Source organism: Bacillus sp. CR71 (assembly GCF_003429245.1).
Lineage (GTDB): Bacteria > Bacillota > Bacilli > Bacillales > Bacillaceae_G > Bacillus_A > Bacillus_A thuringiensis_S.
Genome location: NZ_CP031748.1, coordinates 4,382,582 through 4,404,145, shown reverse-complemented (window position 1 = coordinate 4,404,145; position 21,564 = coordinate 4,382,582). Strand labels below are relative to the sequence as shown.

The following is a 21,564-nucleotide window of genomic DNA, read 5'->3' as shown; positions in this document are numbered from 1 at the left end:
TTGTCACAGCTCCCTCTTCATATTATGGATAACCTTACGAAGGTAGGTGTGAAAATGAGTAACTTGTGGATATTTGGATTTCAGGCTTTATGGAGTCCAATCTTTTTAATATTTATGCTGTCGATTCTTATTGGGTACTTCTTAATTATTGGTCCATATAGAATGCGATTTGAAAATGCGACGAAGGTAAGTAAGAAGCAAATTTTTTATTTTACGACTGGTATTGTTCTTTTGTATTTTGTAAAGGGAGGGCCTATTGATTTAATTGGCCATATTATATTTAGTGCTCATATGTTTGAAATGGCAGTCATGTATATTGCAGTTCCACCGTTACTGTTGCTTGGTATACCGATTTGGTTATATCGTTACATTACTTCTTTTAAGTTCGTTCAAATTATATTAAAGGTATTTGCTAAACCACTTATTGCGTTGTTTGTATTTAACGGCCTGTTTTCTTTTTATCATTTACCAGTTGTTTTTGATACGGTAAAACAAAGTCAAATTGCTCATCCTATTTGTCTCGCTATATTGTTTTTTACAGCAATCATGATGTGGTGGCCGATGTTAAATCCATTACCAGAATATCAAACGTTAAGTGATATAAAGAAACTTGGTTATATGTTTGCTAACGGTATATTATTAACGCCTGCTTGTGCGTTAATCATTTTTGCGACAGCCCCGTTATTTGCAACGTATACGGATCCGGCTGCTTGGATGAAAGCGATGGAACTATGTGTACCAGCGGGCACTTTATCAGATTTAAATATAACGGGACCAGAATTTTTGCACTGGATGCCAGTTGTACAAGACCAGCAAACTGGTGGTATCATAATGAAAATTGTCCAGGAAATAGTGTACGGTACAATTATAGGCTATGTATTCTTTAGGTGGGCACGTAGAGAACGTGAAAAGGATAAGGAGCAGTTGCAACAATTGCCGCCGTATTTACAGACTAAGTGAAAAAGTGTATGGGATTCCATGCGCTTTTTCTTTTTAGTTTTAGCTCCTTTTAAGAAGGTTGAATTTTCTGACTTTTTATGTTAAGTTAGTGTAGGCGTGTACTAAAAGTGGATATAAAATTTACTACTAGCTTTCATGCGTAATAATTCCATATGTAGTGCAAGTTTTTTAGAGAGTTACAAATATATATTGTTATCTTTAATAAACACGAACTATTTTAAGGGGGAATTTTAATGGGTAGTAGTGGAAGTATGGTAAAGCCGATTAGTGGTTTTTTGACAGCACTAATTCAATATCCAGTACCAGTAGTAGAGTCACGTGCGGACATTGATAAACAAATTCAACAAATCATAAAAACAATTCATTCGACCAAATCAGGTTATCCTGGATTAGAATTAATAGTATTTCCTGAATATAGTACACAAGGGCTCAATACAAAAAAATGGACCACAGAAGAATTTTTATGTACAGTGCCTGGGCCAGAAACCGACTTATTTGCTGAGGCATGTAAAGAATCTAAAGTATATGGTGTTTTTTCGATAATGGAAAAAAATCCTGGTGGTGGAGAGCCATATAATACAGCAGTTATTATTGATCCACAAGGTGAAATGATTTTGAAGTATCGTAAGCTAAATCCTTGGGTACCAGTCGAGCCTTGGAAAGCTGGAGATTTAGGCTTACCTGTTTGTGTTGGACCTGGAGGAAGTAAATTAGCTGTTTGTATTTGTCATGATGGCATGTTCCCTGAAGTAGCTCGTGAAGCGGCCTATAAAGGTGCAAATGTCTTGATTCGTATTTCTGGATATAGCACACAAGTTAGTGAACAATGGATGCTAACCAATCGTTCAAATGCATGGCAGAATTTAATGTATACATTGTCGGTAAACTTAGCGGGTTATGATGGTGTATTTTATTACTTTGGTGAAGGACAAGTATGTAATTTTGATGGGACTACTTTAGTACAGGGGCATCGAAATCCTTGGGAGATTGTTACTGCTGAAGTATATCCAGAACTAGCAGATCAGGCTAGATTAGGATGGGGATTAGAAAATAATATATATAATCTAGGTTCAAGAGGATATGTAGCAACTCCTGGTGGGGTGAAAGAAAACCATATACGTTTATAAAAGATTTAGCTGAAGGTAAATATAAGGTTCCTTGGGAAGATGAGATTAAAGTAAAAGATGGATCTATTTATGGATATCCAGTAAAAAAAACGATTCATTCTTAGGGAAGGGAAATAAAACAAGCGCATCATATTGATGCGCTTGTTTTTGTTAATCAATAATTTGAAGTTCTTTTAACTCTTTTTCGACATTTTGTAGGAGTTGTTCACTTTTTTGAAGTACATTCGTTGGGAAAGTCTCATCATCGCCATATTCAACGCCGTGAGGATAATAATGTTTTCCTAATAAGGGGGGGAGTAGTTTTACTTCAGCGTGTCTACTGCCGATGTCACCTTCAACAGCAACTCCTTGCACTCGTAAATAATAAATATCCTTTAATATTTCAAATTTATAATCGTATGTAACCCGTTCATAATCCCACTGTCCAGCAAGTACGAAGTGGTTGTTTTCCATGATTTCAGTTAAAAGAGTTAATTCAACGACGGCTCCATTAAATTTCGTATTTGTAAATTGCATATAATACCTCCTTTTTTAATGTTACACCATTATTTTTATAATAGTATGAATAATAAGAAAGTGCAATTCATATTGAGAGAAAAGGGATAATCCAGACTTTTTTCACGAAAATATGATATAGTGAAAAGAGTACGGTACACACAAAAAGAAAGAAAAGGATTTGTGTATATCTCAATTTTATGTTTTGTTCAGGAGGTATATCGTTTGAAGAAATTATTGCGTATCGTAATGATTACATTTTTAATTTTAGCTGTTGATTTATACGGAAAATTACTCGTTTCACAATATATATTAACCCCATCTCAATCAAAGCAAGAAAATAAAATTGTGAAAAAGAAAAAGCAAATTAAGGAAGACTCCTCAGACACTGTTTTAAATATGATTGGTGAAGACTCTGAAAATTTATTGGCGAAGTGGGGAGAACCCTCTCGAATAGAGCCGTCTGCATACGGATATGAATGGTGGGTATACAATCAGGATTTAACTCAGTATGCTCAATTTGGAGTTTCTGAACGTAAAGTTGTAACGGCGTATGCTGCTGGTGAACAAGTTAAGGTTCCACCTTATTATATAAATGAAAAATATGAAGAAGTATATAAAAAAAGTCCGCCTTCGCATGAAATTGCGTTAAAAAGAGGGAAAAATAGTTATCAATTTGAACTATCTGATACCGAAGTCATGGAACAACCGTTAATACCTGTAGAAGATGGATGGGCGCAATTGTATTTTGATCAATTTACACATGAGCTTGTGGGTGTTCGTTATATGGATGATGAAACATTATTACGCCAAAGACCGTATCAGCTCGTTTATTCAGGTGAATTAATAGCAGAACAACCATTGACTCCAGAAAAAATAAAACAAGTAGAAAATGGGAATATGCAACAAATTTTTGATTTAACAAATATCATTCGAAGTCGTCATAAATTATCATTATTAACATGGGATCAGGAAACAGCAGATGTTGCTGTTGGTCACAGTAAAGATATGAAAGACAATAATTATTTTTCTCATGACTCACCTACATTAGGTACGCTAGGAGATCGATTGCAGCGCGGGAAAGTAGGATTTCAACTTGCTGGTGAGAACATAGCGGCGCAACATAGTGATGGAATTGCGGCAGTGCAAGGTTGGTTAAATAGTGAGGGGCATAGAAAGAATTTATTAAATGAACAATTTACAGGATTAGGTGTTGGTGTATACGATAAATTTTATACACAAAACTTTATTCGAAAATAAAGCGAAACTGTAAGCGGTGGGGTGTTACATCACCTAATTAGTTACTTCGTATTCACTGAATTGTAGGTGGGAATCTGACCGTATGCAAATAGCAGAAAAAAAGGTGCATGAATCGTCTGAAAATAGGCGAACCATGTGCCTTTTTTTTCTTACTATATAGTAGATATACATGGAGAGGTGAGGATTATGCCAACAACAAAAGGGCCGTTACATCCATCGGTTCAACAGTTTAAAGAATTTGTAAACCATCACCCTAAAATGGTTCATGAGGTTAGAAATGGTCACAAAACTTGGCAACAATTTTATGAAGAATGGTACTTACTTGGTGAAGAAGATCCAATATGGGCAACTTATAGACCGGATGGAGCGCCTGCGTTTTCTTCGGTAAAAGAAAATAAAAAAGAAAAAGATAATCGAACTGAAGAGGAAAAAACTGCTGATGTGATGGGGCAAATGCTTTCTTTTTTTAAAAAGTTGGACGTGGAACAAATGCAGAACCATTTAGCCAATGTGACGAGTGCTATTGGGAGCGTGCAACAAGTTATTCAGCAATTTCAAGGTAACCGTACGCAGCAAGAACAAAGTACTTCAGAAAATAACCCGTTTTTCTTTCAAAAGGATTAGGGGGGAAAGATGATGAGAGCAGAAATTATGGAGTTTATAAAGGCTGATGAGGATTTATCTCGCTATATTAGAGAGCAACCGTACTGGTATAGAAAATTAACACGAAATCCTGAAGAAAAAGAGGCTTTTGAGTTAGCGGCGATGCAACATTTCAAAAAAACAATACCAGATAAAGTGGAAAAATTTCAAAATCAATTGGCTGTTGCTTCGATCATGATTGATATGTTTCAGTATATGAAGCAACAAAATGCAACCTAATTGCAAGTGAAAAATATGTCCGTCATGCAGAACTTTTGTTACAATAGAGATTGATTATTTAAAAAGGAGTTGCAGCATGACGGAAATTTGTTTAGTACGACATGGACAAACTGATTGGAATTTTCAAGAAATTATTCAGGGGCGAGAAGATATTCCGCTTAATGAAGTTGGTAAGAAGCAAGCGAGTCAAAGTGCAGCTGCTTTACAAGAAGAAACGTGGGATATCATTATAAGTAGCCCGTTAATTAGAGCGCAAGAAACGGCTAATGAAATCGCAAAGGCGGCTGGATTACAATCGATTTTATTAGATGATCGATTTGTTGAACGGAATTTTGGAGAAGCTTCAGGGAAGCCAGTTGCGACTGTTAGAGAGTTGATTGCTGAGGGTAAAGTAGAAGGTATGGAGCAAGATGAAGAGATTGTAGCTCGTTGCTTTGCTGCTTTAGAAGATGTTGCAACAACTCATTTTGGCAAACGTATTATTATTGTTGCTCACTCACACGCGATAAAAGCAATTTTACATGCCATTGAACCAGATGAAATTACATTTAAGACACCATTAAAAAATGCGTGTATTAGTTATGTGAAACAAAATAGTGGGAAATGGGATGTTCTTAAATATAATATAGCGGAACATATTAATGTATAAGTGTGTACGGATATAGTGTGAAAATAGTTTCATTATATCTTTCTTTTGAGTAAGTCACTTCAATTAGTAGTTCTAATCTAAATGTGGTATGATGGATACTCGGAGGTGTCTCTCATGATTGTAGCGACGCTAGAAAGCGTATTAATATTAGATAAGGCAGAGCAGCTTGCAAAAGCGATTATCTGTTCAGATATAGCAGAAGATTATCGTAAGTATTATAGAGAATTACATGAAGATATAGAACTTCAGACGTTAATTCAGCAATTTACAGCGATGAAAGAACGGTATGAGGAAGTACAGCGTTTTGGAAAATACCATCCTGACTACACTACCGTATCAATGAAAATGAGAGAATTAAAGCGTTCTGTGGACTTACATGATAAGGTTGCAGCTTTTAAAAGAGCAGAAACTGCTTTGCAGAAGTTATTAGATGAAGTTAGTGTAGCAATCGGTTCGGAAGTGTCTTCTTCCATTAAAGTACCAACAGGAAATCCATTCTTTGATGCTGGTGGCTGTGGTGGAGGTTGTGGTACTGGCGGAGGTTGTGGTTGTAAAAAAACGGGGTGATGTACCCCGTTTTTTAGAAGTTGGAAGAAAACGTATACAGAGTTTGTCCTGTAATGTTATAAATTTCTGATTGGTTTTCATAGAATATAAAATATATGTTTTTAAAAGGAGAAGATGGAGAAGATTATGTTCGGGCAACGACAAAGTATGATTGTTTATTTACATTCATTGAAACATGCCAAGATTTTAAGGAAATATGGTAACATACATTACATATCAAAACGATTAAAATATGCTGTAGTATATTGTGACATGGAACAAATTGAGCATATGATGCATAAGTTGAACAAACTTCCTTTTGTGAAAAAGATAGAACAGTCGTATCGCCCGTATTTAAAAACGGAATTTGAAAATTCCCGTCCTGATCGAGCAAAAGAATACGATTATAGCTAATAGAAAAAATCCCCTGCTAAGTTTAGCGGGGGATTTTTTAATTGAAATAAAGTGTTATTTCATCGGAGGAATGAAATTGTTCATTCGTAAAATGCCAATTAAATGATTAAAAAATAGTTCTTTTTCTGGGAAAGTTGTAGATGGCTTTACAGTAAAAGTAGCCACTTTTTTTCCGAGTTGCTCTGCCGTTTCTTCAAATAAAATGACACGTTTACTTTTTTTATTTTCAAATACAGGAATGCCTTCACGACATATGTATAATGGTTGGAAATCACCAGTAGTAGTTGGTTTTAATATTACAACAAGCGAACACACTTTTTTATCGTTTTTTATCGTTTCAAATTGTAACATATGTGCTATACGTTCTTGATTTGTTTTGGCAATTTCAAGTAATTCATATAAATCAGAGTAGCCTTCTCCGAGTTCTATAAAGCGTTGAATCATATTTTTTCCTCCTCTTTCTTTTACTGTACCATTTCACTTTTTAAATGAAAAGCACACAAAGAAAAAAAACCCTGCATAGCAGGGCCCTTCTTATACTAGCATGTACTAGTAAGAAGGAAAAGGGAGAGGAGAAACCGGAGGAAGAACTTATGGGGAAACGTAAGTCTTCTCCGCGGTTGGCAACAACATCGAAGGTGATGTTGTTATAATTATTTATGTCCAATCTAAATGAAGATATACATAATGAAATTAAATTTTATGTTGGGCTTTTTATTTTTCTTTTTTTTATTTTGTGATAGGATAAAAAAGATAAAGTGGAACTAATATACATATTGGATTCATATTAGTGAATGATGAGATGAATACATAAAAATAATGAGCGGTTATTTGATGGTGAGTTTTCCGATATTTAGGTGAATGTAATTTGTTAACGGTTACCGAAGTGGGAATGGCTTTGTATAATCGCTCGATAGATTGAAATAAAGGTAGTGACAACAGATGAGAGTAGTTTCAGGAAAATGTAAAGGACACCCACTTAAAGCGGTTCCTGGTAATACAACACGTCCAACGACAGATAAAGTAAAAGAATCTATTTTTAATATGATAGGTCCTTATTTTGATGGTGGTATTGCCCTTGATTTATTTGGTGGTAGTGGTGGTCTTGGAATTGAGGCTTTGAGCAGAGGGATCGATAAAGCGATTTTTGTTGATAGGGATAGTAAAGCGATAAAAGTAATTCATCAAAATTTAGAAAGTTGTAGAATACAGGAACAAGCTGAAGTATATCGAAATGATGCGGAACGTGCAGTAAAGGCGCTAATAAAACGTGAAATGTCATTCGATCTTATATTAATAGATCCTCCATATAAAGAGCAAAAAATTGTATCTTTAATTAGTGTAATGGATCAACATGGATTGCTGCATAGTGATGGATTAATTATGGCAGAGCATGGTAATGATGTGGTTTTACCTAATTCAATAGGCAGGCTTGTGAAAGTACGAGCTGAGAATTATGGGATTACTGCAATATCGATTTATAAGTATGAAGGTGAGGGGACAGAATGACAAGTATAGCTATTTCTTCAGGAAGTTTTGATCCAATTACCCTTGGGCATCTGGATATTATTAAAAGGGGAGCAAAAGTATTTGATGAGGTGTACGTAGTCGTTTTAAACAATTCATCAAAAAAACCATTCTTTTCAGTTGAAGAGCGATTAGAACTAATTCGAGAAGCGACAAAGGATATCCCGAATGTAAAAGTAGATTCGCATAGTGGGCTGTTAGTAGAGTATGCAAAAATGCGTAATGCAAATGCAATATTACGTGGTTTACGAGCAGTTTCTGATTTTGAATATGAGATGCAAATTACTTCTATGAATCGAAAATTAGATGAAAATATTGAAACATTTTTTATTATGACAAACAACCAATATTCATTTTTAAGCTCGAGTATTGTGAAAGAAGTTGCGAGGTATGGAGGAAGTGTAGTAGATCTTGTACCTCCTATTGTGGAGCGTGCTTTAAAAGAAAAGTTTCAAACCCCGTTAAAGTGAACGGGGTTTTTCTTTATACGTGCGCAAAAATAATAAAATAATATATAAGTATAGACAAAATAATGTAAAAATTGGTCCGTAATGTATAAAAGATGTCCAAATTTCATGTAGTATAGAAGGATGCTTGGATAAAAATACAGGAATATCTTTTGGTATAGGTGAGAAAGAACTCACTTTCTCATAAAATGGTGTCCAAAATACAAATGTAAAAATAGGGGCAAGAATACTTTGAATAATTCGTGCGAAAAAATAGGGTTTAAATCGGATATCTGTTTCAGCTAATATGCTAGCAACTTGTGCCTGAATAGAAAGACCGCTAAATGCTAAAATGAAGCTTGTTACCATAGCTTGTTGTAAGAGCGGTGTTTCATTTATTTGACTAATCATTTGGCTTCCGAGTGTCATTTCGAAAATACCTGATAATATAGGTATACTAAAATCCGTACTTAGTTGGAAGAATGATAAAATATGTTGCATAATAAAAGAAAGAGCTGCTGTAATGTGGAATACAGTAATCATTTTATTTAACACAGAGAATAAAATAATAAATCCGCCAATCATAAGTAATGTTTGAATAGAAGAAACGATAGCATCCCCAAGTAATTTACCGATTGGCCTTTTTTCTTGTAAGCGCGTCTCGTGAAGAATTAAAAAAGGGTTTTGAAAGCGGCGTTTTTTTGTAGTGTGTGTATTATTTTTGTAAGCGGTATTATGTCCGTAAAAACGCATAATAAATCCGACGGCAAAGTTACTGAAATAATGGGCAGCCGCTAATATAATTCCTAATTTCGGATTATTAAAAAAACCGATAGACACAGCACCGAAAATAAAAAGTGGATTAGAAGAATTTGTGAAAGAAACGAGGCGCTCCGCTTCAATCTGAGTTAAAAGATTGCTTTTTCGTAGTCTAGCGCTTAATTTGGCGCCTGCAGGGAAACCAGAAGCCATTCCCATGGCCCAAACAAATCCACCTATCCCTGGAACGCGAAAAAGTGGGCGCATGAGTGGTTCTAATATAACGCCAATAAATTTTACAACACCGATACTAATTAGAAGTTCTGCAATGATGAAAAACGGTAGTAGTGAAGGGAATACAACTTCCCACCATATATTTAACCCGCGAATAGAAGCTTGCAAAGCGGCTTGGGGGTGGAGTACAAGAGAAAAGGTTAAAAATAGCGTTGATATGGTAAGGAAAGCGGTTTTCCATTTTTCATACATGTAAGTAAATCCCCCTTTGTCCCAAAAAACGTTCATTTCAGTATACGTGGATACGTAGTGAATTTAGACCATAAGTATGAAAAAGGAATGAAAAAAATTAAAGGGTGAGAAAAATGAAAGAACCAAAGATTGGTTTAGCGCTTGGGTCTGGAGGAGCGAAAGGGTTTGCTCATATTGGTGTAATAAAGGTTTTAAGGGAAGCGGATATCCCTATTCATATGATTGCAGGAAGTAGTATGGGGGCGCTAATAGGTACGTTTTATGCGGCAAGTAGTAACGTTGAAAGATTGTATAAATTGGCATCTGTTTTTAAGCGGAAGTATTATTTAGATTTCACGGTACCAAAAATGGGATTTATTGCTGGAAAACGTGTCAAAGATATGATTAAAATGTTTACATATAATAAAAATTTAGAAGAGTTAGATATCCCGACGGCTGTTGTGGCTACTGACATACTGAAGGGGGAAAAAGTGGTTTTTACAAGTGGGCCAGTTGCAGATGCGGTTAGGGCTAGCATATCTGTTCCTGGAGTGTTTGTACCAGAAAAAATAGATGGACGATTATTAGTGGATGGTGGAGTTATTGATCGCATCCCAGTATCGGTTGTGAAAGAGTTAGGGGCCGATATTGTTATCGCTGTTGATGTATCTCCAATTAAGGTGAATGGAGATGTTACGTCCATTTATGACGTAATCATGCAAAGTATTGAAATTATGCAGCATGAGCTTGTAATGAATCGGCAAATTGCATCGGATTTAATGATGCGACCAGCTGTAGAGCAATTTAGTTCACGTGCTTTTACGAACATTGAAGACATTATTCGAGTTGGAGAAGTAGAAGCGGAAAAACATGTTTCAAATATTTATTTATTAATTGAGCAGTGGAAGGAGAAACATAATGTTTAAGCGTTTTCGGTTTATATATGCAATCTTAATAGGGGTTATATTGGCGATGTTACTTGTTTACGTACGTTTACCGTATTATGTAACAAAACCAGGAATGGCTGCCAAATTAGAGCCTTACGTTCAAGTTGAGGGTGGAACGAAAGAATCTGGTGATTTTATGCTTGTTACGGTTTCAATGGGGCCAGCAAATGTGGTGAATTTAATAGCGGCACAGTTTAATAAATATACACATATTTCGAAAGCGGAAGAAATATTGCAAAAAGGTGAGAGTGATGAAGAATATCAATTTCGCCAAAATTATGCGATGAAAGATTCACAAAATGCCGCAATTTATAATGCATATAAACGTGCAAATCGCTCTGTTTCTTTTGAAAATAAAGGTGTATTAGTTGCTGGTGTGGCAAAAGGAATGCCGTCAGAAGGAAAGCTTAAGCTTGGTGATGTTATTATAGCTGTTGACGGAAAAACATTTGAAAAGACGGAGCAATTTATTGAATATATGACTGGGAAAAAAGAAAGCGATGCTGTAAGTATTGAGTACATGAGAAATGGAAAACAATTGAAAGAAAATTTAAATGTAAAGACGATTCCTAATGGAAATGGACGTGTCGGTATAGGTGTTTCTATCGTTACGGAAAGAGAATTAGTGGTCGATCCGAAAGTGAAAATTAATTCTCATGAAATTGGTGGACCATCCGCAGGTTTAATGTTTACATTAGAAATATATAATCAACTTGTGGAAGAAGACTTAACAAAAGGACATGAGATAGCTGGAACAGGTACAATTAATGAAAAAGGAGAAGTGGGCCCAATTGGTGGTATAAATCAAAAAGTGGTGGCTGCTAGCGATGCCGGGGCTGAAGTGTTCTTTGCGCCAAATGAAAAAGGTGCGGAGAAATCGAACTATAAAGATGCACTTGAGACTGCAAAGGATATTAAAACAAAAATGAAAATTATACCAGTGGATACGCTGGATGATGCGTTAACATATTTAGAAAAGATGGATAAGGAAAAAACCTCTCTGAAATAGAGAGGTTTTTTTATAGGAATTTTGTAGTTGTTTCATCATAGCGAATAGGATGGTGTGTTATATCCTGTTTTAATAGTTGCGTGCGTAACGGTTCGTGCATGATGGAGAAATATACAGAGTTTGCTTTTTTCTCTATATCTAAAGCGGCATGGTCAAATGTTTTTGTATGAGTAAGGATTGGAAGTTCGATTTTTTTCTTGTTTTTTGAAAGATAAGTTTGTCCTTTTTGTGACATGCCTAACAGGCGGATATATGGTGCGTGTTGTTCTATATTTGCGCTACGTATTTCCTCTTTTGTTGTGTTTGTTAAAATGTGTGTACAAGCTCTTTGTAATCTAGTCCATGTATAACGTTTTGTTTTTAATGCTTCCATGAATGAATAGAAGGAGGAACTGTTTTGTATTTTTGATAAAATACGATGCTCTAAACCTTCTTCTATTTCATATATATGTCGTAAGTCCCCTGGAGACATCGTCATGAGTTTATATTTAAAAAATGAAAAGTATTGTTCCCAATTATGTAATATCCCGTAGTTTTGTTTGTAATTTGCTAAAAGCGAAGTGGTTGCCTGTGGGAGAAAAGGTTCAATTGTTGTAAATGATCCTTCTTCGCTAAAGAGTTGTTTTCGGATGCTTGTCGCGCTTGCAATATATTGGTCATTAAATGTTTCATCATGATAATGAGAGGCAAATCTTTGTATAGTTTGAGCTTGTATAGAACTATTCTGTGACAGAATTGCTTTCATATATTGGAAGCCTAAAATATTATTTGGTTGTGACATATCAATGTTGTTTTCGGATGTTAAAATGTGTGAGAAAGCATCTGATGTTGCTTTTGCATAACTATTACCAGCGTCCATGAATTGTTTTACAAGGCAGTTAAAAGTCTCTTCTTCGTTTTTTTGTACGGAGATGGTATTATAAAAGTTTTTGATTTGTCCATCCTCACTACCGAAACAAATTTCAGAAACACGTAGGGCATTTAAAATGGAAATAGCACCATTTGCGAAGGTTTCAGCCTTTTGTGTTGCAAAGACGTATGGAAGCTCTACAACAAGGTCTACGCCGTTTGCTAAGGCCATTTTAGTGCGATACCATTTGGAAATGAGTGCGGGCTCACCACGCTGTAAAAAAGGACCACTCATAACGGCAATTATTATATCGGATTGTGTTAACTTTTTTGTCTGTTGCACATGATAAAGATGACCGTTATGAAAAGGGTTATATTCAACAACAATACCACCAGCTTTTATGGTAATCTCTCCTTTCGATGTAGCATCTTTTTGAAAAACGTGATACTCTATATATTATTTACTATGATGACTTCATTATAGTGTAAAGAAAAAACATTGACAAATATAAAATGGCTAGCTATAATTTTGTTTGTTGCCTTGAGGTGATATGATATGAAATGGTCCATCCATCAATTGAATAAATTGAGAAATAAAGGATTGACATTGGATGAGATGGTAGATGTAAGTGAGCTAAAAGAGGTCGAGAAAGATATTCGTGAAATTAATCCTGTGCATGTAATGGGAAGAGTTGATTTTGGCTCCGGTAAGTTTACGTTTCATCTACATATAACTGGAAGCATGGTTTTACCATGTTCTCGCTCTTTAGTAGATGTGACATTACCATTTGACATTAAAACAACTGAGGTGTTCCAAACTTCACAAGAAGAATTTGAAACTGAAGCTGAAATTCATTCTTTAGAAGGAGAAGTACTTGACTTACTGCCCGTAATCAAGGAAAATATACTTTTGGAGATTCCAATGCAAATTTTCAGTGATGATGTTTCTGGTGGAGCACCGACGCAAGGTCAAGACTGGCAAGTGATTTCGGAAGAAGACAAAGAAAAGACTGTTGATCCAAGATTGGCAGGACTTGCAAAGTTTTTTGACAAATAATCGGAAGACTGGTTCAGGCCTTCATATGAAAATAACTATTTCTTTTAAGGAGGTGGGAAGAATGGCTGTACCTTTTAGAAGAACTTCTAAAACAGTAAAAAGAAAGCGTCGTACGCATTTCAAATTATCAGTACCTGGTATGGTAGAGTGCCCAAGCTGTGGTGAAGCGAAATTAGCTCACCGTGTATGTAAAGCATGCGGTACTTACAAAGGTAAAGAAGTAATCAGCAAGTAATTGCGGGAAAATAAACGCAGAAGATATCTTCTGCGTTTATTTTTTTTTGTCTTAATCTTTAGTTGTTGTATTCTATCTTTTCTAGTAACTGCATATGCTTAATAAAAAATGCATAGGGAGGACTAGAGAGATGGCGACAACAAGACAAGATGCTTGGACTGATGATGAAGATTTGCTTCTGGCAGAAGTAGTACTCCGGCATATTCGAGAAGGTGGAACACAACTTTCTGCCTTTAAGGAAGTGGGAAAAAATTTATCACGTACACCAGCAGCATGTGGATTTAGATGGAATTCTTACGTAAGAAAGCAATATAAAGAACGTATTGAGGAAGCAAAGCAACTTCGTAAAGTAGAAAATTATGAAGTGAAAGAGACGAAGGTGTTAGAACCTACGTCAATTACGTTGAATGATGTTATTGACTTCTTGCAAAATTATAAAGATGAAAACTCTTTAACGGTGTTGCAACAACAAGTTGAATCATTACAAACAGAAAGAGAGCGTCTTCTGGAGCGATTATCAGTATATGAGGAAGAGTATAGAACATTACTTGATTATATCGATCAAAAAAGAAGTGTAATGGTAGTGGAAAGAAACAACGCTCGCTCGAATGAAAAGTTAGAGAAGCTTAAGAAATAAAAAACAGCTGTTATACAGCTGTTTTTTTTATTTATTTATTAAGCCGATTCTTCGTTTGTAACCGCATTCAAATTTGTTTCTGGATGCCAAATATAAAAATCTCCATCAGTTACTGATACGGGGTTGAAACTTAATTTATCCCAAAAACCAGATGAATGAATACGCGCTATCGTTTTAATAGGAAATTGCATTTGTTTCGCATGATTTACAAGCATTTGCCCGAATCCTTGTTTTTGAAAAGTTGGTAATACTTCAAGTTTATAAAGTTCTAGGTAAGGACCTGTAATTTCGAATGGTTCTCCGCCGTTTCTTTTCATATATAGACTCATACGTGCAATTAGTGATCCGCCATAATAAATACCGTAAAATGGAGATTCACTGTCGTTTTCAATAATGTTTGCTTGCAATTCTTCCAGCATAGATAGTTCTTGGGCTCCGCACCCTTTAAATTTTTTAAATTCATCTAACGTTTTATAATTGATGAGCAAGCGCTCAACTTTTGGGAATCCCATTACATCACATCCTTTTCTTATCTCGTTGAATGCAGAAAAGTAAAAATATTTACAATAATAGTATAACTCATTTTTTTATTTTTATGAAGAAGATAGTATATTTCTTTTATTATTTTTTTGAGGATTTGCTAAACTAAGAGTATAAGTGTATTAATAGGCAGTATATACGTAGTGAAAAATGAGAGTGTATTTGTTTGGCAGAGGACAACGAAATTATAGGGCGTGCTCATGTACTTTAAAAAGATATAAAAAAAGGGGGGCGGCAAGGGCGCTTAATGTGAATCCCTTGTGTGAAAATGAAAATTGGAATTGTCGGACCAGGTGCTATTGGTCTATTGTATACATTTTATTTACAAAAAAGTAACCAAAATGTTACGTTGTTTACAAGAACAGCTAAGCAGGCTGAAGAGTTAAATGAAACAGGTGTAACTTGTATTAGAGATAGAACATGTGAAACAGTATATCCATCTGTTTTACCGATAGAAAGTATGGTAGCGCAAAATTTAGATTATATATTTATTGCTGTGAAGCAATATCATATAGATGACATACTACCGTTTGTGGAAGGGGCAGCATCATTAATCTTTTTGCAAAACGGAATGTCACATCTTCAAAAGATGCTGAACATAGGGTGTGAAAATATAGCTGTTGGTATTGTAGAACATGGTGCGAAAAAAGAGGGAGGGCATATCGTTCATCATACTGGAGTTGGGGTAACGAAATTTGGAGTGGTTTGTGGTCAATCTATACATTTCGAAAGTGTATTCCATTCTTTTCCCGTGTCTTATTTTCCAGTTCAAATAGAAACGGATTGGAAAGAGATTATGCATAAAAAATTAGTGGTAAATGTATGTATCAATCCGTTGACGGCGTTATTGGGAGTTAAGAATGGTGAATTAACCAAGAATCGTTTTTTTTATCAAATGATGGAGCAAGTGTTTCAGGAGGTCGCCTTTCTTATTAGAGGAGAAAAAGAGATGGTATGGCAAATGGTACGCAATGTGTGTGAAGGAACGTCTCGTAATACATCCTCTATGCTAGCCGATGTAAGAGCGAATAGACAGACGGAAATTAATGCGATTGTTGGATATGTATTAGAAGAGGCTAAGAAACAGCAACGACCAGTTCCGACACTTCAATTTTTGTTCGATGCAATAAAAGGGTTAGAAACAAGAGTATAAGTGTTATTCTTTGCTTTTACGTGAAACATTGACTACAATGTGGATTGGTGAGAGAACTGGATACGAAAGGAAGAATTATATGGAGATAAAAGAAATCTCTGTTCCGCAACAAGGTGTTGTAGCGGACTATATGAACGGTAAAAAAGAGATACAGTCATGTTTTGATTATATGTTAACAGAAGATGCTTTTAAACAGCGTTTACATGATTTGCGTGAAAGGGAGTTTTTCCGCCAAGATGTAGTAGCGCATTTATTAGAATATAATACAAAATTACAAGCGGGAGAATCTACACTTCAAAATGTAAAAGCGCTTGGAGATGAAAATACATATGTTGTAATAGCTGGACAACAAGCGGGGTTATTAACTGGACCGCTTTATACAATTCATAAAGTTATTTCAATTTTAAAGCTTGCAAAGGAAAAAGAAGAAAGTTTAGGGGTGAAAGTTGTCCCTGTCTTCTGGATTGCGGGTGAAGACCATGATATGGATGAGATTAACCATACTTTTTTAGCGAAAAATAAAAAGATGAAAAAAACTATTTTTTATGATCGTAATCCGAAAAAGGCGAGTGCTTCTGAGTCTGAACTTTCTGTTGAAGATTGTAGAAATTGGATTGAAGAGATTTTTAAAACATATCCAGAAACAAATTTTACAAAGGATGTATTAAAATTTGTTGATGATGCTTTGGAAAAATCGAATACGTATGTAGATTTCTTTGCTCATCTTATTACGAAAATCTTTGCTAATTCTGGTTTAATCCTTGTTGATTCACATCATCCTGAATTAAGAAAGTTAGAAATTCCATTTTTTAAGCGAATTATAAGTAAGTATAAAGAGGTACAAGAGGGCCTTCGTAATCAGCAGGAAGTAATTAAAGAACTAGGATACAAACCGATTATTGAAACGAAGTCTCATGCAGTGCATATATTTATGGAAATAGATAATGAACGAGTATTGCTTGAAGAGCATCAAGGTAAGTTTGTTGGAAAGGATGGGGCGCATTCATTTTCATACGAAGAGTTGATTGAAGAGATGGAGAGAAATCCGGCACGTTTTAGTAATAATGTTGTAACACGTCCTCTTATGCAAGAGTATGTATTTCCTACGCTCGCATTTATTGGAGGTCCAGGGGAATTAGCTTATTGGAGTGAATTACAACAAGTATTCCATACTGTCGGTTTTCAAATGCCACCTGTCGTTCCTCGTCTTACAATTACTTATGTGGAGAGATGTATAGCGACAGATTTATTCGATCTGCAATTGAGAGAAAGTGATCCGTTTTTAAATGATGTCGATAAACTGCGTGAAAACTGGTTGTCTAATCAAATAGAGGAACCGATTGATAATCATTTTGAAAAGGCGAAAAAAGAAATTGCCGATATTCATACATCTTTACAGCAATTTGTAAAGAAAATAGAGCCGGGGTTAAGTGCGTTTGCAGGGAAAAACGAATTGAAAATTAATGAACAAATTGAACTGCTGGAAAGAATGTTGAAAAGAAATGTTGAGAAAAAGTATGAGGTTCAGCTAAATAAATTTCGCCGTATACAATTCGCACTTCGTCCATTAGGTGCGCCGCAAGAACGTGTGTGGAATGTATGTTATTATTTAAATCAGTTTGGTTTGGATTTCGTTGATCGTGTAATGGAAAACCCTTTTTCTTGGGACGGAAAACATCATGTTATAAAACTATAAAATCTTGCTCCTTGGAGCAGGATTTTATTTTTATTCCGTTGAATTTACTGTGAAGTGATTTTTTTCTGAATTATCAATCAAAAAAATAGATGTGATAATTGTGTTGGATACTTAAATATATGACAAAATAGCACAAAATGTAAACGTATTATTCGCTTTTTCGACAGTTTTTTATTTAAATTCCCGCAAAAGATGATAAAATTTAGTATATAATAAAAGAAAATAGCGATTTGTATAGTATGTTGCCTTTATTGGTAAGTTAAATGAGTCGTTCTTTCGTATTATTTCATTCTCTAAGCGTGAAAGATGTGTTTAGAGGAAGGGATACATTCAACATAATTAATTGGAAAAAGAGTAGGTGCAACAATGTTTAAACACGTAACAGTGCTTTTAAAGGAAACAGTAGACGGCTTAGATATAAAGCCAGATGGTACATATGTAGATTGTACACTGGGGGGAGGAGGACATAGTTCTTATTTATTATCCCAATTAACTGAAGGTGGAAAATTAATAGCGTTTGATCAAGATGAGATAGCGATTCAAAACGCGAAAGAAAAGTTCTCTTCATACGGTGAACAGTTTATAACAGTAAAGAGTAACTTCCGCTATTTAGCTGAAAAACTGCAGGAAATAGGTATAACAGAAGTAGACGGTATTTTATTTGATTTAGGTGTTTCATCCCCACAATTAGATACACCAGAGCGAGGCTTTAGTTATCATCATGATGCACCGTTAGATATGCGGATGGATCAAGATGCCCCATTAACAGCATATGATGTTGTAAATAGTTGGTCATATGAACAACTTGTAAGGATTTTCTTCCAATACGGTGAAGAGAAATTTTCAAAACAAATTGCAAGAAAAATTGAAGCTTATCGTGAGAATAAAGCTATTGAAACGACAGGAGAATTAGTAGAGCTAATTAAAGAAGGTATTCCGGCTCCTGCTCGTAGAACTGGTGGGCATCCTGCTAAGCGAGTGTTTCAGGCAATTCGTATAGCTGTAAATGATGAATTAAAAGTATTTGAAGAAGCATTGGAATCTGCTATTGAGATGGTTAAGCCAGGTGGAAGAGTTAGTGTTATAACATTCCATTCATTAGAAGATCGTATTTGTAAAACAACGTTTAAGCGAAATAGTACAACGCCACAATTGCCGCCAGGATTACCGATTATTCCTGATGAATTTAAGCCAAAATTAAAGCTTATTACAAGAAAACCGATTTTACCTTCTGATATAGAGCTAGAAGAAAATAATCGTGCGCGTTCTGCGAAGTTGAGAATCGCTGAAAAACGATAAAAGGGAGAGAGAGGTATGACTAATTTAGCTGTAAAGTACAAACAACAAGCGCAAGAAGAGGTGCAAATTCAAACGCCCCCACAGCAGATGGTTAAGCCGAAAGTTAAAGCGAAAATTACAAGAATCGAAAAACTGTTGTATGTAGCGTTTATTGGCTTTTTATTGTATGCCTGTGTCGCGTTTATTGGAAATAAAGCAGGCCTTTATCAAGTTAATGTAGAAGCAGCGACGATAGAAGAAAAAATTGTACAGCAGCAAAAAGAAAATCAAGAATTACAAGCTGAAGTAGAGAAGTTAAGTCGCTATGAACGAATCGCTGAAGTTGCAAAAAAACACGGGCTAGAAATTAATGCGAATAATGTGAAAGGCCTCAAATAAGGCAATAGGTGTGAAGGAACGATGAAGAAGAATATGACTAAATTTCATACCAATAAGGGAGCAGGTTATTTTATGATATTTTTCCTCCTGCTCTTTTTGCTGTTATTAGCCCGATTTTTTTACATACAATCAACAGGAACAGTTCATAATCAAGATTTAGATGCACTTGCTAAACAAAAGCATAGTAAAACAGGAGTTCTTGAAGCGAACAGAGGAACCATTTATGATCAAAACGGTCATGTGTTAGCGCAAGACGCAAACTCTTATAAAATAGTAGCCGCCCTAAAAGGTGCTAACTCTGTTGAGAATAAAGAAGATACTGCAAAGAAAATTGCAGGAGTACTTGGAAAAGGCGAAGAGGATATTTTAGCTTCTTTAAATAAGGAAGGTAGAAGTCAAGTCGAATTTGGAACGTTAGGTAAGGATTTGACGAAAGAAAAGAAGGAACAAATAGAAGCGTTGAAGTTGCCGGGAATATCTTTTATTACAGAAAATGCAAGGGTGTATCCAAACGGTGATTTCGCATCTTACGTTATAGGTCATGCAAAACCAAATGAGAATGGAACCTCGGTAGGTCAATTTGGCATAGAGAAAAGCTTGGATAAATATTTAAGTGCTTCTAACGGAGAAGTAGCATATACAGGTGACCGTAAAGGTGTGTCTCTTGATGGTGGAAAAGTTAATGTAAAGGCACCTAAAAATGGAGATAACGCGTATTTAACAATTGATCACCGTGTCCAAAGTTATTTAGAAGACGCGATGAAAGCAGCAAGTAAGCAATATGAACCAGAAAGTTTAATAGGGATTGTTGCAGATCCGAAAACTGGAAAAATATTAGCGACGTCTACTAAACCTAGTTATGACCCTAATGATCGTCAAATTAAATATTTCTTCAATGACGCAATTGCCAATGCATTTGAACCTGGATCAACAATGAAAATTTTCACGTTAGCGGCAGCTATTAATGAAGGTGTGTACAAAGGGCAAGATTATTATCAGTCCGGGACATATCAAGTCGGAAATAGGAAAATAAAAGATCATAACGGCGGTGCTGGTTGGGGCTCTATCACGTTTGATGAAGGGGTAGAACGTTCTTCAAACGTAGCGTTTGCAATTTTAGGAGATCAAAAACTTGGTCCAGAACGTTTCCGAAAATATATTCATAGTTTTGGATTAGATGAAAAAACGAACATTGATTTATCAGGTGAAGGATCGAATACAATTTTATTTGATCAGCAAATACAACAAGTGACAACAGCTTTTGGACAAGGTTCCACTGTAACACCAATTCAGCTTGTACAAGCTGCAACAGCTATTGCAAATGATGGGAAAATGATGAAACCTTATGCAATTGATAAAATTGTAGATCCGATAACAGGGAAAGTAAAATTAGAACATAAGCCAGAAGAAGTAGGAAAACCTGTTACAAAGGAAACAGCAGCGCAAGTAAGACAGTTATTAGAACGTGTTGTTACATCTCCGAAAGGTACAGGGACAGCTTATAAAATTGATGGATATTCAGTTGGTGGTAAAACAGGTACAGCGCAAATTCCGGATGGAAAAGGCGGCTATATGACAGGAAGACAGAATTATATATTCTCATTCTTAGGTATGGCACCAATGGACGACCCACAACTTGTTGTTTATGTAGCTGTAAAACAGCCGAAATTAAAAGATGATGAGAACGGTGCACAGCCTTTAGCTGATATTTTTAAATATGTAACAAAAAATAGTTTAGAGTATTTAAAGATTAAGCCAAATGAAGTGAAAGATCCGAAAAAACATCTGAAAGAGCAACAAACTACTGTTCCAGATGTAACTGGTAAAACGATGGCTGAAGCGGGGAAAGCAATTGATAAAGCAAAACTTCGTCCAATCGTATTAGGTGAAGGGAAAGTACAGCAACAAGTACCAAAAGCGACTGAACAAACATTGAAAGGCGACCGAGTCTTCTTGGTAGGAGATAAGCCTACAATGCCAAATATACAAGGATGGGCACTGCGTGATGTTATGAATTTAGCGAAGACATTACAGCTTAACTTGAAGCCTTCTGGTACAGGATACGTAACAGAACAAAGTGTGGCGGAAGGAACATTATTACAACCTGGTACAGAATTAGGTGTCACACTCGTACCGCCACTCGAACCACAACAAGAAGCAGAAAAGCCGTAATGGTAAAAGAGAAGAAGTTCTAATTAAATAAGTACAAGCATATATTGGAACAAGCTAGGCGT

The 21,564-nt window shown here is 35.6% G+C and carries 24 protein-coding genes and 1 pseudogene; 20 read left to right on the top strand and 5 right to left on the bottom strand.

All coding sequences use genetic code 11. From position 1 onward, the window contains the following. Positions 1–54 precede the first annotated feature (54 nt). Both ctaG and DOS87_RS21915 read left to right on the top strand, forming a co-directional pair. Positions 55–960, top strand: a complete 906-nt coding sequence (gene ctaG, locus DOS87_RS21920) for a cytochrome c oxidase assembly factor CtaG (RefSeq protein ID WP_041488175.1) — start codon at positions 55–57, stop codon at positions 958–960. Positions 961–1,193: 233 nt separating this feature from the next. Then, a pseudogene (locus DOS87_RS21915) lies at positions 1,194–2,191 on the top strand (formamidase). Between the two features lie 46 nt (positions 2,192–2,237). Here the strand turns inward: DOS87_RS21915 and DOS87_RS21910 are convergent. Further along, on the bottom strand, positions 2,238–2,603 hold the full coding sequence (locus tag DOS87_RS21910) for a YugN family protein (protein ID WP_001160945.1): 366 nt from the start codon (positions 2,601–2,603) through the stop codon (positions 2,238–2,240). 204 nt (positions 2,604–2,807) lie between these two features. On the opposite strand from DOS87_RS21910, the gene DOS87_RS21905 reads away from it, so the two are divergent. The 6 genes from DOS87_RS21905 (at position 2,808) to DOS87_RS21880 (ending at position 6,333) form a co-directional block, all read left to right on the top strand. Next, on the top strand, positions 2,808–3,842 hold the full coding sequence (locus DOS87_RS21905; RefSeq protein WP_000735371.1) for a CAP domain-containing protein: 1,035 nt from the start codon (positions 2,808–2,810) through the stop codon (positions 3,840–3,842). A 186-nt stretch (positions 3,843–4,028) separates the two neighbouring features. Then, positions 4,029–4,466 (top strand): YlbD family protein, encoded by a 438-nt coding sequence (locus DOS87_RS21900; RefSeq protein ID WP_001143333.1) that lies wholly within the window; start codon positions 4,029–4,031, stop codon positions 4,464–4,466. A 12-nt stretch (positions 4,467–4,478) separates the two neighbouring features. Beyond that, positions 4,479–4,724 carry a YlbE-like family protein gene (locus DOS87_RS21895; protein WP_001200990.1) on the top strand — a complete coding sequence of 82 codons (246 nt, stop codon included), beginning with the start codon at positions 4,479–4,481 and terminating at the stop codon, positions 4,722–4,724. A 76-nt stretch (positions 4,725–4,800) separates the two neighbouring features. After that, entirely contained in the window at positions 4,801–5,373 is a 573-nt protein-coding gene (locus DOS87_RS21890; RefSeq protein ID WP_000134944.1) for a histidine phosphatase family protein, read from the top strand. 114 nt (positions 5,374–5,487) lie between these two features. Continuing rightward, the gene (locus tag DOS87_RS21885) at positions 5,488–5,940 is read left to right on the top strand and encodes a YlbF/YmcA family competence regulator (RefSeq protein ID WP_000634361.1); all 453 of its coding nucleotides are present in this window, start codon (positions 5,488–5,490) and stop codon (positions 5,938–5,940) included. A 126-nt stretch (positions 5,941–6,066) separates the two neighbouring features. Beyond that, entirely contained in the window at positions 6,067–6,333 is a 267-nt protein-coding gene (locus DOS87_RS21880) for a YlbG family protein (protein ID WP_002082261.1), read from the top strand. 54 nt (positions 6,334–6,387) lie between these two features. On the opposite strand, the gene DOS87_RS21875 is transcribed toward DOS87_RS21880, so the two are convergent. Continuing rightward, positions 6,388–6,777, bottom strand: a complete 390-nt coding sequence (locus tag DOS87_RS21875; RefSeq protein ID WP_000616017.1) for a DUF7147 family protein — start codon at positions 6,775–6,777, stop codon at positions 6,388–6,390. A 498-nt stretch (positions 6,778–7,275) separates the two neighbouring features. On the opposite strand from DOS87_RS21875, the gene rsmD reads away from it, so the two are divergent. Both rsmD and coaD read left to right on the top strand, forming a co-directional pair. Further along, positions 7,276–7,842: a 16S rRNA (guanine(966)-N(2))-methyltransferase RsmD gene (gene rsmD / locus DOS87_RS21870; protein ID WP_001266977.1), complete on the top strand. Its 567-nt coding sequence runs from the start codon at positions 7,276–7,278 to the stop codon at positions 7,840–7,842. Then, complete coding sequence (coaD, locus tag DOS87_RS21865; protein ID WP_000200601.1) at positions 7,839–8,330, top strand: pantetheine-phosphate adenylyltransferase; 492 nt, start codon at positions 7,839–7,841, stop codon at positions 8,328–8,330. The genes rsmD and coaD overlap by 4 nt, the downstream gene beginning before the upstream one ends. Here the strand turns inward: coaD and ylbJ are convergent. Next, a complete protein-coding gene (gene ylbJ / locus DOS87_RS21860; RefSeq protein WP_098578245.1) occupies positions 8,322–9,551 on the bottom strand; it encodes a sporulation integral membrane protein YlbJ in 1,230 nt (409 codons plus the stop codon). The two genes, coaD and ylbJ, sit on opposite strands and share 9 nt — an antisense overlap. Positions 9,552–9,664: 113 nt before the next feature. On the opposite strand from ylbJ, the gene DOS87_RS21855 reads away from it, so the two are divergent. Next, positions 9,665–10,456, top strand: coding sequence for a patatin-like phospholipase family protein (locus DOS87_RS21855; protein WP_000662584.1), 792 nt, complete (start codon positions 9,665–9,667; stop codon positions 10,454–10,456). Beyond that, on the top strand, positions 10,449–11,486 hold the full coding sequence (locus DOS87_RS21850) for a SepM family pheromone-processing serine protease (protein WP_000476296.1): 1,038 nt from the start codon (positions 10,449–10,451) through the stop codon (positions 11,484–11,486). Before DOS87_RS21855 ends, DOS87_RS21850 begins: the two co-directional genes overlap by 8 nt. Positions 11,487–11,496: 10 nt before the next feature. Here DOS87_RS21850 and DOS87_RS21845 read toward each other — a convergent pair whose 3' ends face one another. Then, positions 11,497–12,678, bottom strand: a complete 1,182-nt coding sequence (locus tag DOS87_RS21845; RefSeq protein WP_003307657.1) for a nucleotidyltransferase — start codon at positions 12,676–12,678, stop codon at positions 11,497–11,499. A 213-nt stretch (positions 12,679–12,891) separates the two neighbouring features. On the opposite strand from DOS87_RS21845, the gene DOS87_RS21840 reads away from it, so the two are divergent. The 3 genes from DOS87_RS21840 to DOS87_RS21830 all read left to right on the top strand — a co-directional run bounded on the left by DOS87_RS21840 (position 12,892) and on the right by DOS87_RS21830 (position 14,264). After that, positions 12,892–13,392, top strand: a complete 501-nt coding sequence (locus tag DOS87_RS21840) for a YceD family protein (protein WP_000872137.1) — start codon at positions 12,892–12,894, stop codon at positions 13,390–13,392. A gap of 61 nt (positions 13,393–13,453) precedes the next feature. Beyond that, a complete protein-coding gene (rpmF, locus tag DOS87_RS21835; protein WP_001984764.1) occupies positions 13,454–13,627 on the top strand; it encodes a 50S ribosomal protein L32 in 174 nt (57 codons plus the stop codon). Between the two features lie 130 nt (positions 13,628–13,757). Further along, positions 13,758–14,264: an RsfA family transcriptional regulator gene (locus tag DOS87_RS21830; RefSeq protein WP_000246470.1), complete on the top strand. Its 507-nt coding sequence runs from the start codon at positions 13,758–13,760 to the stop codon at positions 14,262–14,264. A gap of 38 nt (positions 14,265–14,302) precedes the next feature. Here DOS87_RS21830 and DOS87_RS21825 read toward each other — a convergent pair whose 3' ends face one another. Continuing rightward, the gene (locus tag DOS87_RS21825; protein ID WP_000506698.1) at positions 14,303–14,776 is read right to left on the bottom strand and encodes an N-acetyltransferase; all 474 of its coding nucleotides are present in this window, start codon (positions 14,774–14,776) and stop codon (positions 14,303–14,305) included. Positions 14,777–15,072: 296 nt separating this feature from the next. Between DOS87_RS21825 and panE the strand changes: the two genes are divergently transcribed. The 5 genes from panE (at position 15,073) to DOS87_RS21800 (ending at position 21,502) form a co-directional block, all read left to right on the top strand. Next, a complete protein-coding gene (gene panE / locus DOS87_RS21820; RefSeq protein ID WP_002082267.1) occupies positions 15,073–15,957 on the top strand; it encodes a 2-dehydropantoate 2-reductase in 885 nt (294 codons plus the stop codon). A 79-nt stretch (positions 15,958–16,036) separates the two neighbouring features. Beyond that, the gene (gene bshC, locus DOS87_RS21815) at positions 16,037–17,653 is read left to right on the top strand and encodes a bacillithiol biosynthesis cysteine-adding enzyme BshC (protein WP_000403044.1); all 1,617 of its coding nucleotides are present in this window, start codon (positions 16,037–16,039) and stop codon (positions 17,651–17,653) included. Positions 17,654–18,019: 366 nt separating this feature from the next. Then, positions 18,020–18,952 (top strand): 16S rRNA (cytosine(1402)-N(4))-methyltransferase RsmH, encoded by a 933-nt coding sequence (gene rsmH, locus DOS87_RS21810; RefSeq protein ID WP_000472508.1) that lies wholly within the window; start codon positions 18,020–18,022, stop codon positions 18,950–18,952. Between the two features lie 15 nt (positions 18,953–18,967). After that, the gene (gene ftsL, locus DOS87_RS21805; protein WP_000182806.1) at positions 18,968–19,330 is read left to right on the top strand and encodes a cell division protein FtsL; all 363 of its coding nucleotides are present in this window, start codon (positions 18,968–18,970) and stop codon (positions 19,328–19,330) included. Between the two features lie 72 nt (positions 19,331–19,402). Beyond that, positions 19,403–21,502, top strand: coding sequence for a penicillin-binding protein (locus DOS87_RS21800; RefSeq protein WP_002082273.1), 2,100 nt, complete (start codon positions 19,403–19,405; stop codon positions 21,500–21,502). Positions 21,503–21,564: the final 62 nt, after the last annotated feature.

Excerpts from the sequence above, each read along its gene's own strand:
- ctaG (WP_041488175.1), top strand. The coding sequence starts at position 55 with ATGAGTAACTTGTGGATATTTGGATTTCAGGCTTTATGGAGTCCAATC.
- DOS87_RS21910 (WP_001160945.1), bottom strand. The coding sequence starts at position 2,603 with ATGCAATTTACAAATACGAAATTTAATGGAGCCGTCGTTGAATTAACT.
- DOS87_RS21900 (WP_001143333.1), top strand. The coding sequence starts at position 4,029 with ATGCCAACAACAAAAGGGCCGTTACATCCATCGGTTCAACAGTTTAAA.
- DOS87_RS21895 (WP_001200990.1), top strand. The coding sequence starts at position 4,479 with ATGAGAGCAGAAATTATGGAGTTTATAAAGGCTGATGAGGATTTATCT.
- DOS87_RS21890 (WP_000134944.1), top strand. The coding sequence starts at position 4,801 with ATGACGGAAATTTGTTTAGTACGACATGGACAAACTGATTGGAATTTT.
- DOS87_RS21885 (WP_000634361.1), top strand. The coding sequence starts at position 5,488 with ATGATTGTAGCGACGCTAGAAAGCGTATTAATATTAGATAAGGCAGAG.
- DOS87_RS21880 (WP_002082261.1), top strand. The coding sequence starts at position 6,067 with ATGTTCGGGCAACGACAAAGTATGATTGTTTATTTACATTCATTGAAA.
- DOS87_RS21875 (WP_000616017.1), bottom strand. The coding sequence starts at position 6,777 with ATGATTCAACGCTTTATAGAACTCGGAGAAGGCTACTCTGATTTATAT.
- rsmD (WP_001266977.1), top strand. The coding sequence starts at position 7,276 with ATGAGAGTAGTTTCAGGAAAATGTAAAGGACACCCACTTAAAGCGGTT.
- coaD (WP_000200601.1), top strand. The coding sequence starts at position 7,839 with ATGACAAGTATAGCTATTTCTTCAGGAAGTTTTGATCCAATTACCCTT.
- ylbJ (WP_098578245.1), bottom strand. The coding sequence starts at position 9,551 with ATGTATGAAAAATGGAAAACCGCTTTCCTTACCATATCAACGCTATTT.
- DOS87_RS21855 (WP_000662584.1), top strand. The coding sequence starts at position 9,665 with ATGAAAGAACCAAAGATTGGTTTAGCGCTTGGGTCTGGAGGAGCGAAA.
- DOS87_RS21850 (WP_000476296.1), top strand. The coding sequence starts at position 10,449 with ATGTTTAAGCGTTTTCGGTTTATATATGCAATCTTAATAGGGGTTATA.
- DOS87_RS21840 (WP_000872137.1), top strand. The coding sequence starts at position 12,892 with ATGAAATGGTCCATCCATCAATTGAATAAATTGAGAAATAAAGGATTG.
- rpmF (WP_001984764.1), top strand. The coding sequence starts at position 13,454 with ATGGCTGTACCTTTTAGAAGAACTTCTAAAACAGTAAAAAGAAAGCGT.
- DOS87_RS21830 (WP_000246470.1), top strand. The coding sequence starts at position 13,758 with ATGGCGACAACAAGACAAGATGCTTGGACTGATGATGAAGATTTGCTT.
- DOS87_RS21825 (WP_000506698.1), bottom strand. The coding sequence starts at position 14,776 with ATGGGATTCCCAAAAGTTGAGCGCTTGCTCATCAATTATAAAACGTTA.
- panE (WP_002082267.1), top strand. The coding sequence starts at position 15,073 with ATGAAAATTGGAATTGTCGGACCAGGTGCTATTGGTCTATTGTATACA.
- bshC (WP_000403044.1), top strand. The coding sequence starts at position 16,037 with ATGGAGATAAAAGAAATCTCTGTTCCGCAACAAGGTGTTGTAGCGGAC.
- rsmH (WP_000472508.1), top strand. The coding sequence starts at position 18,020 with ATGTTTAAACACGTAACAGTGCTTTTAAAGGAAACAGTAGACGGCTTA.
- ftsL (WP_000182806.1), top strand. The coding sequence starts at position 18,968 with ATGACTAATTTAGCTGTAAAGTACAAACAACAAGCGCAAGAAGAGGTG.
- DOS87_RS21800 (WP_002082273.1), top strand. The coding sequence starts at position 19,403 with ATGATATTTTTCCTCCTGCTCTTTTTGCTGTTATTAGCCCGATTTTTT.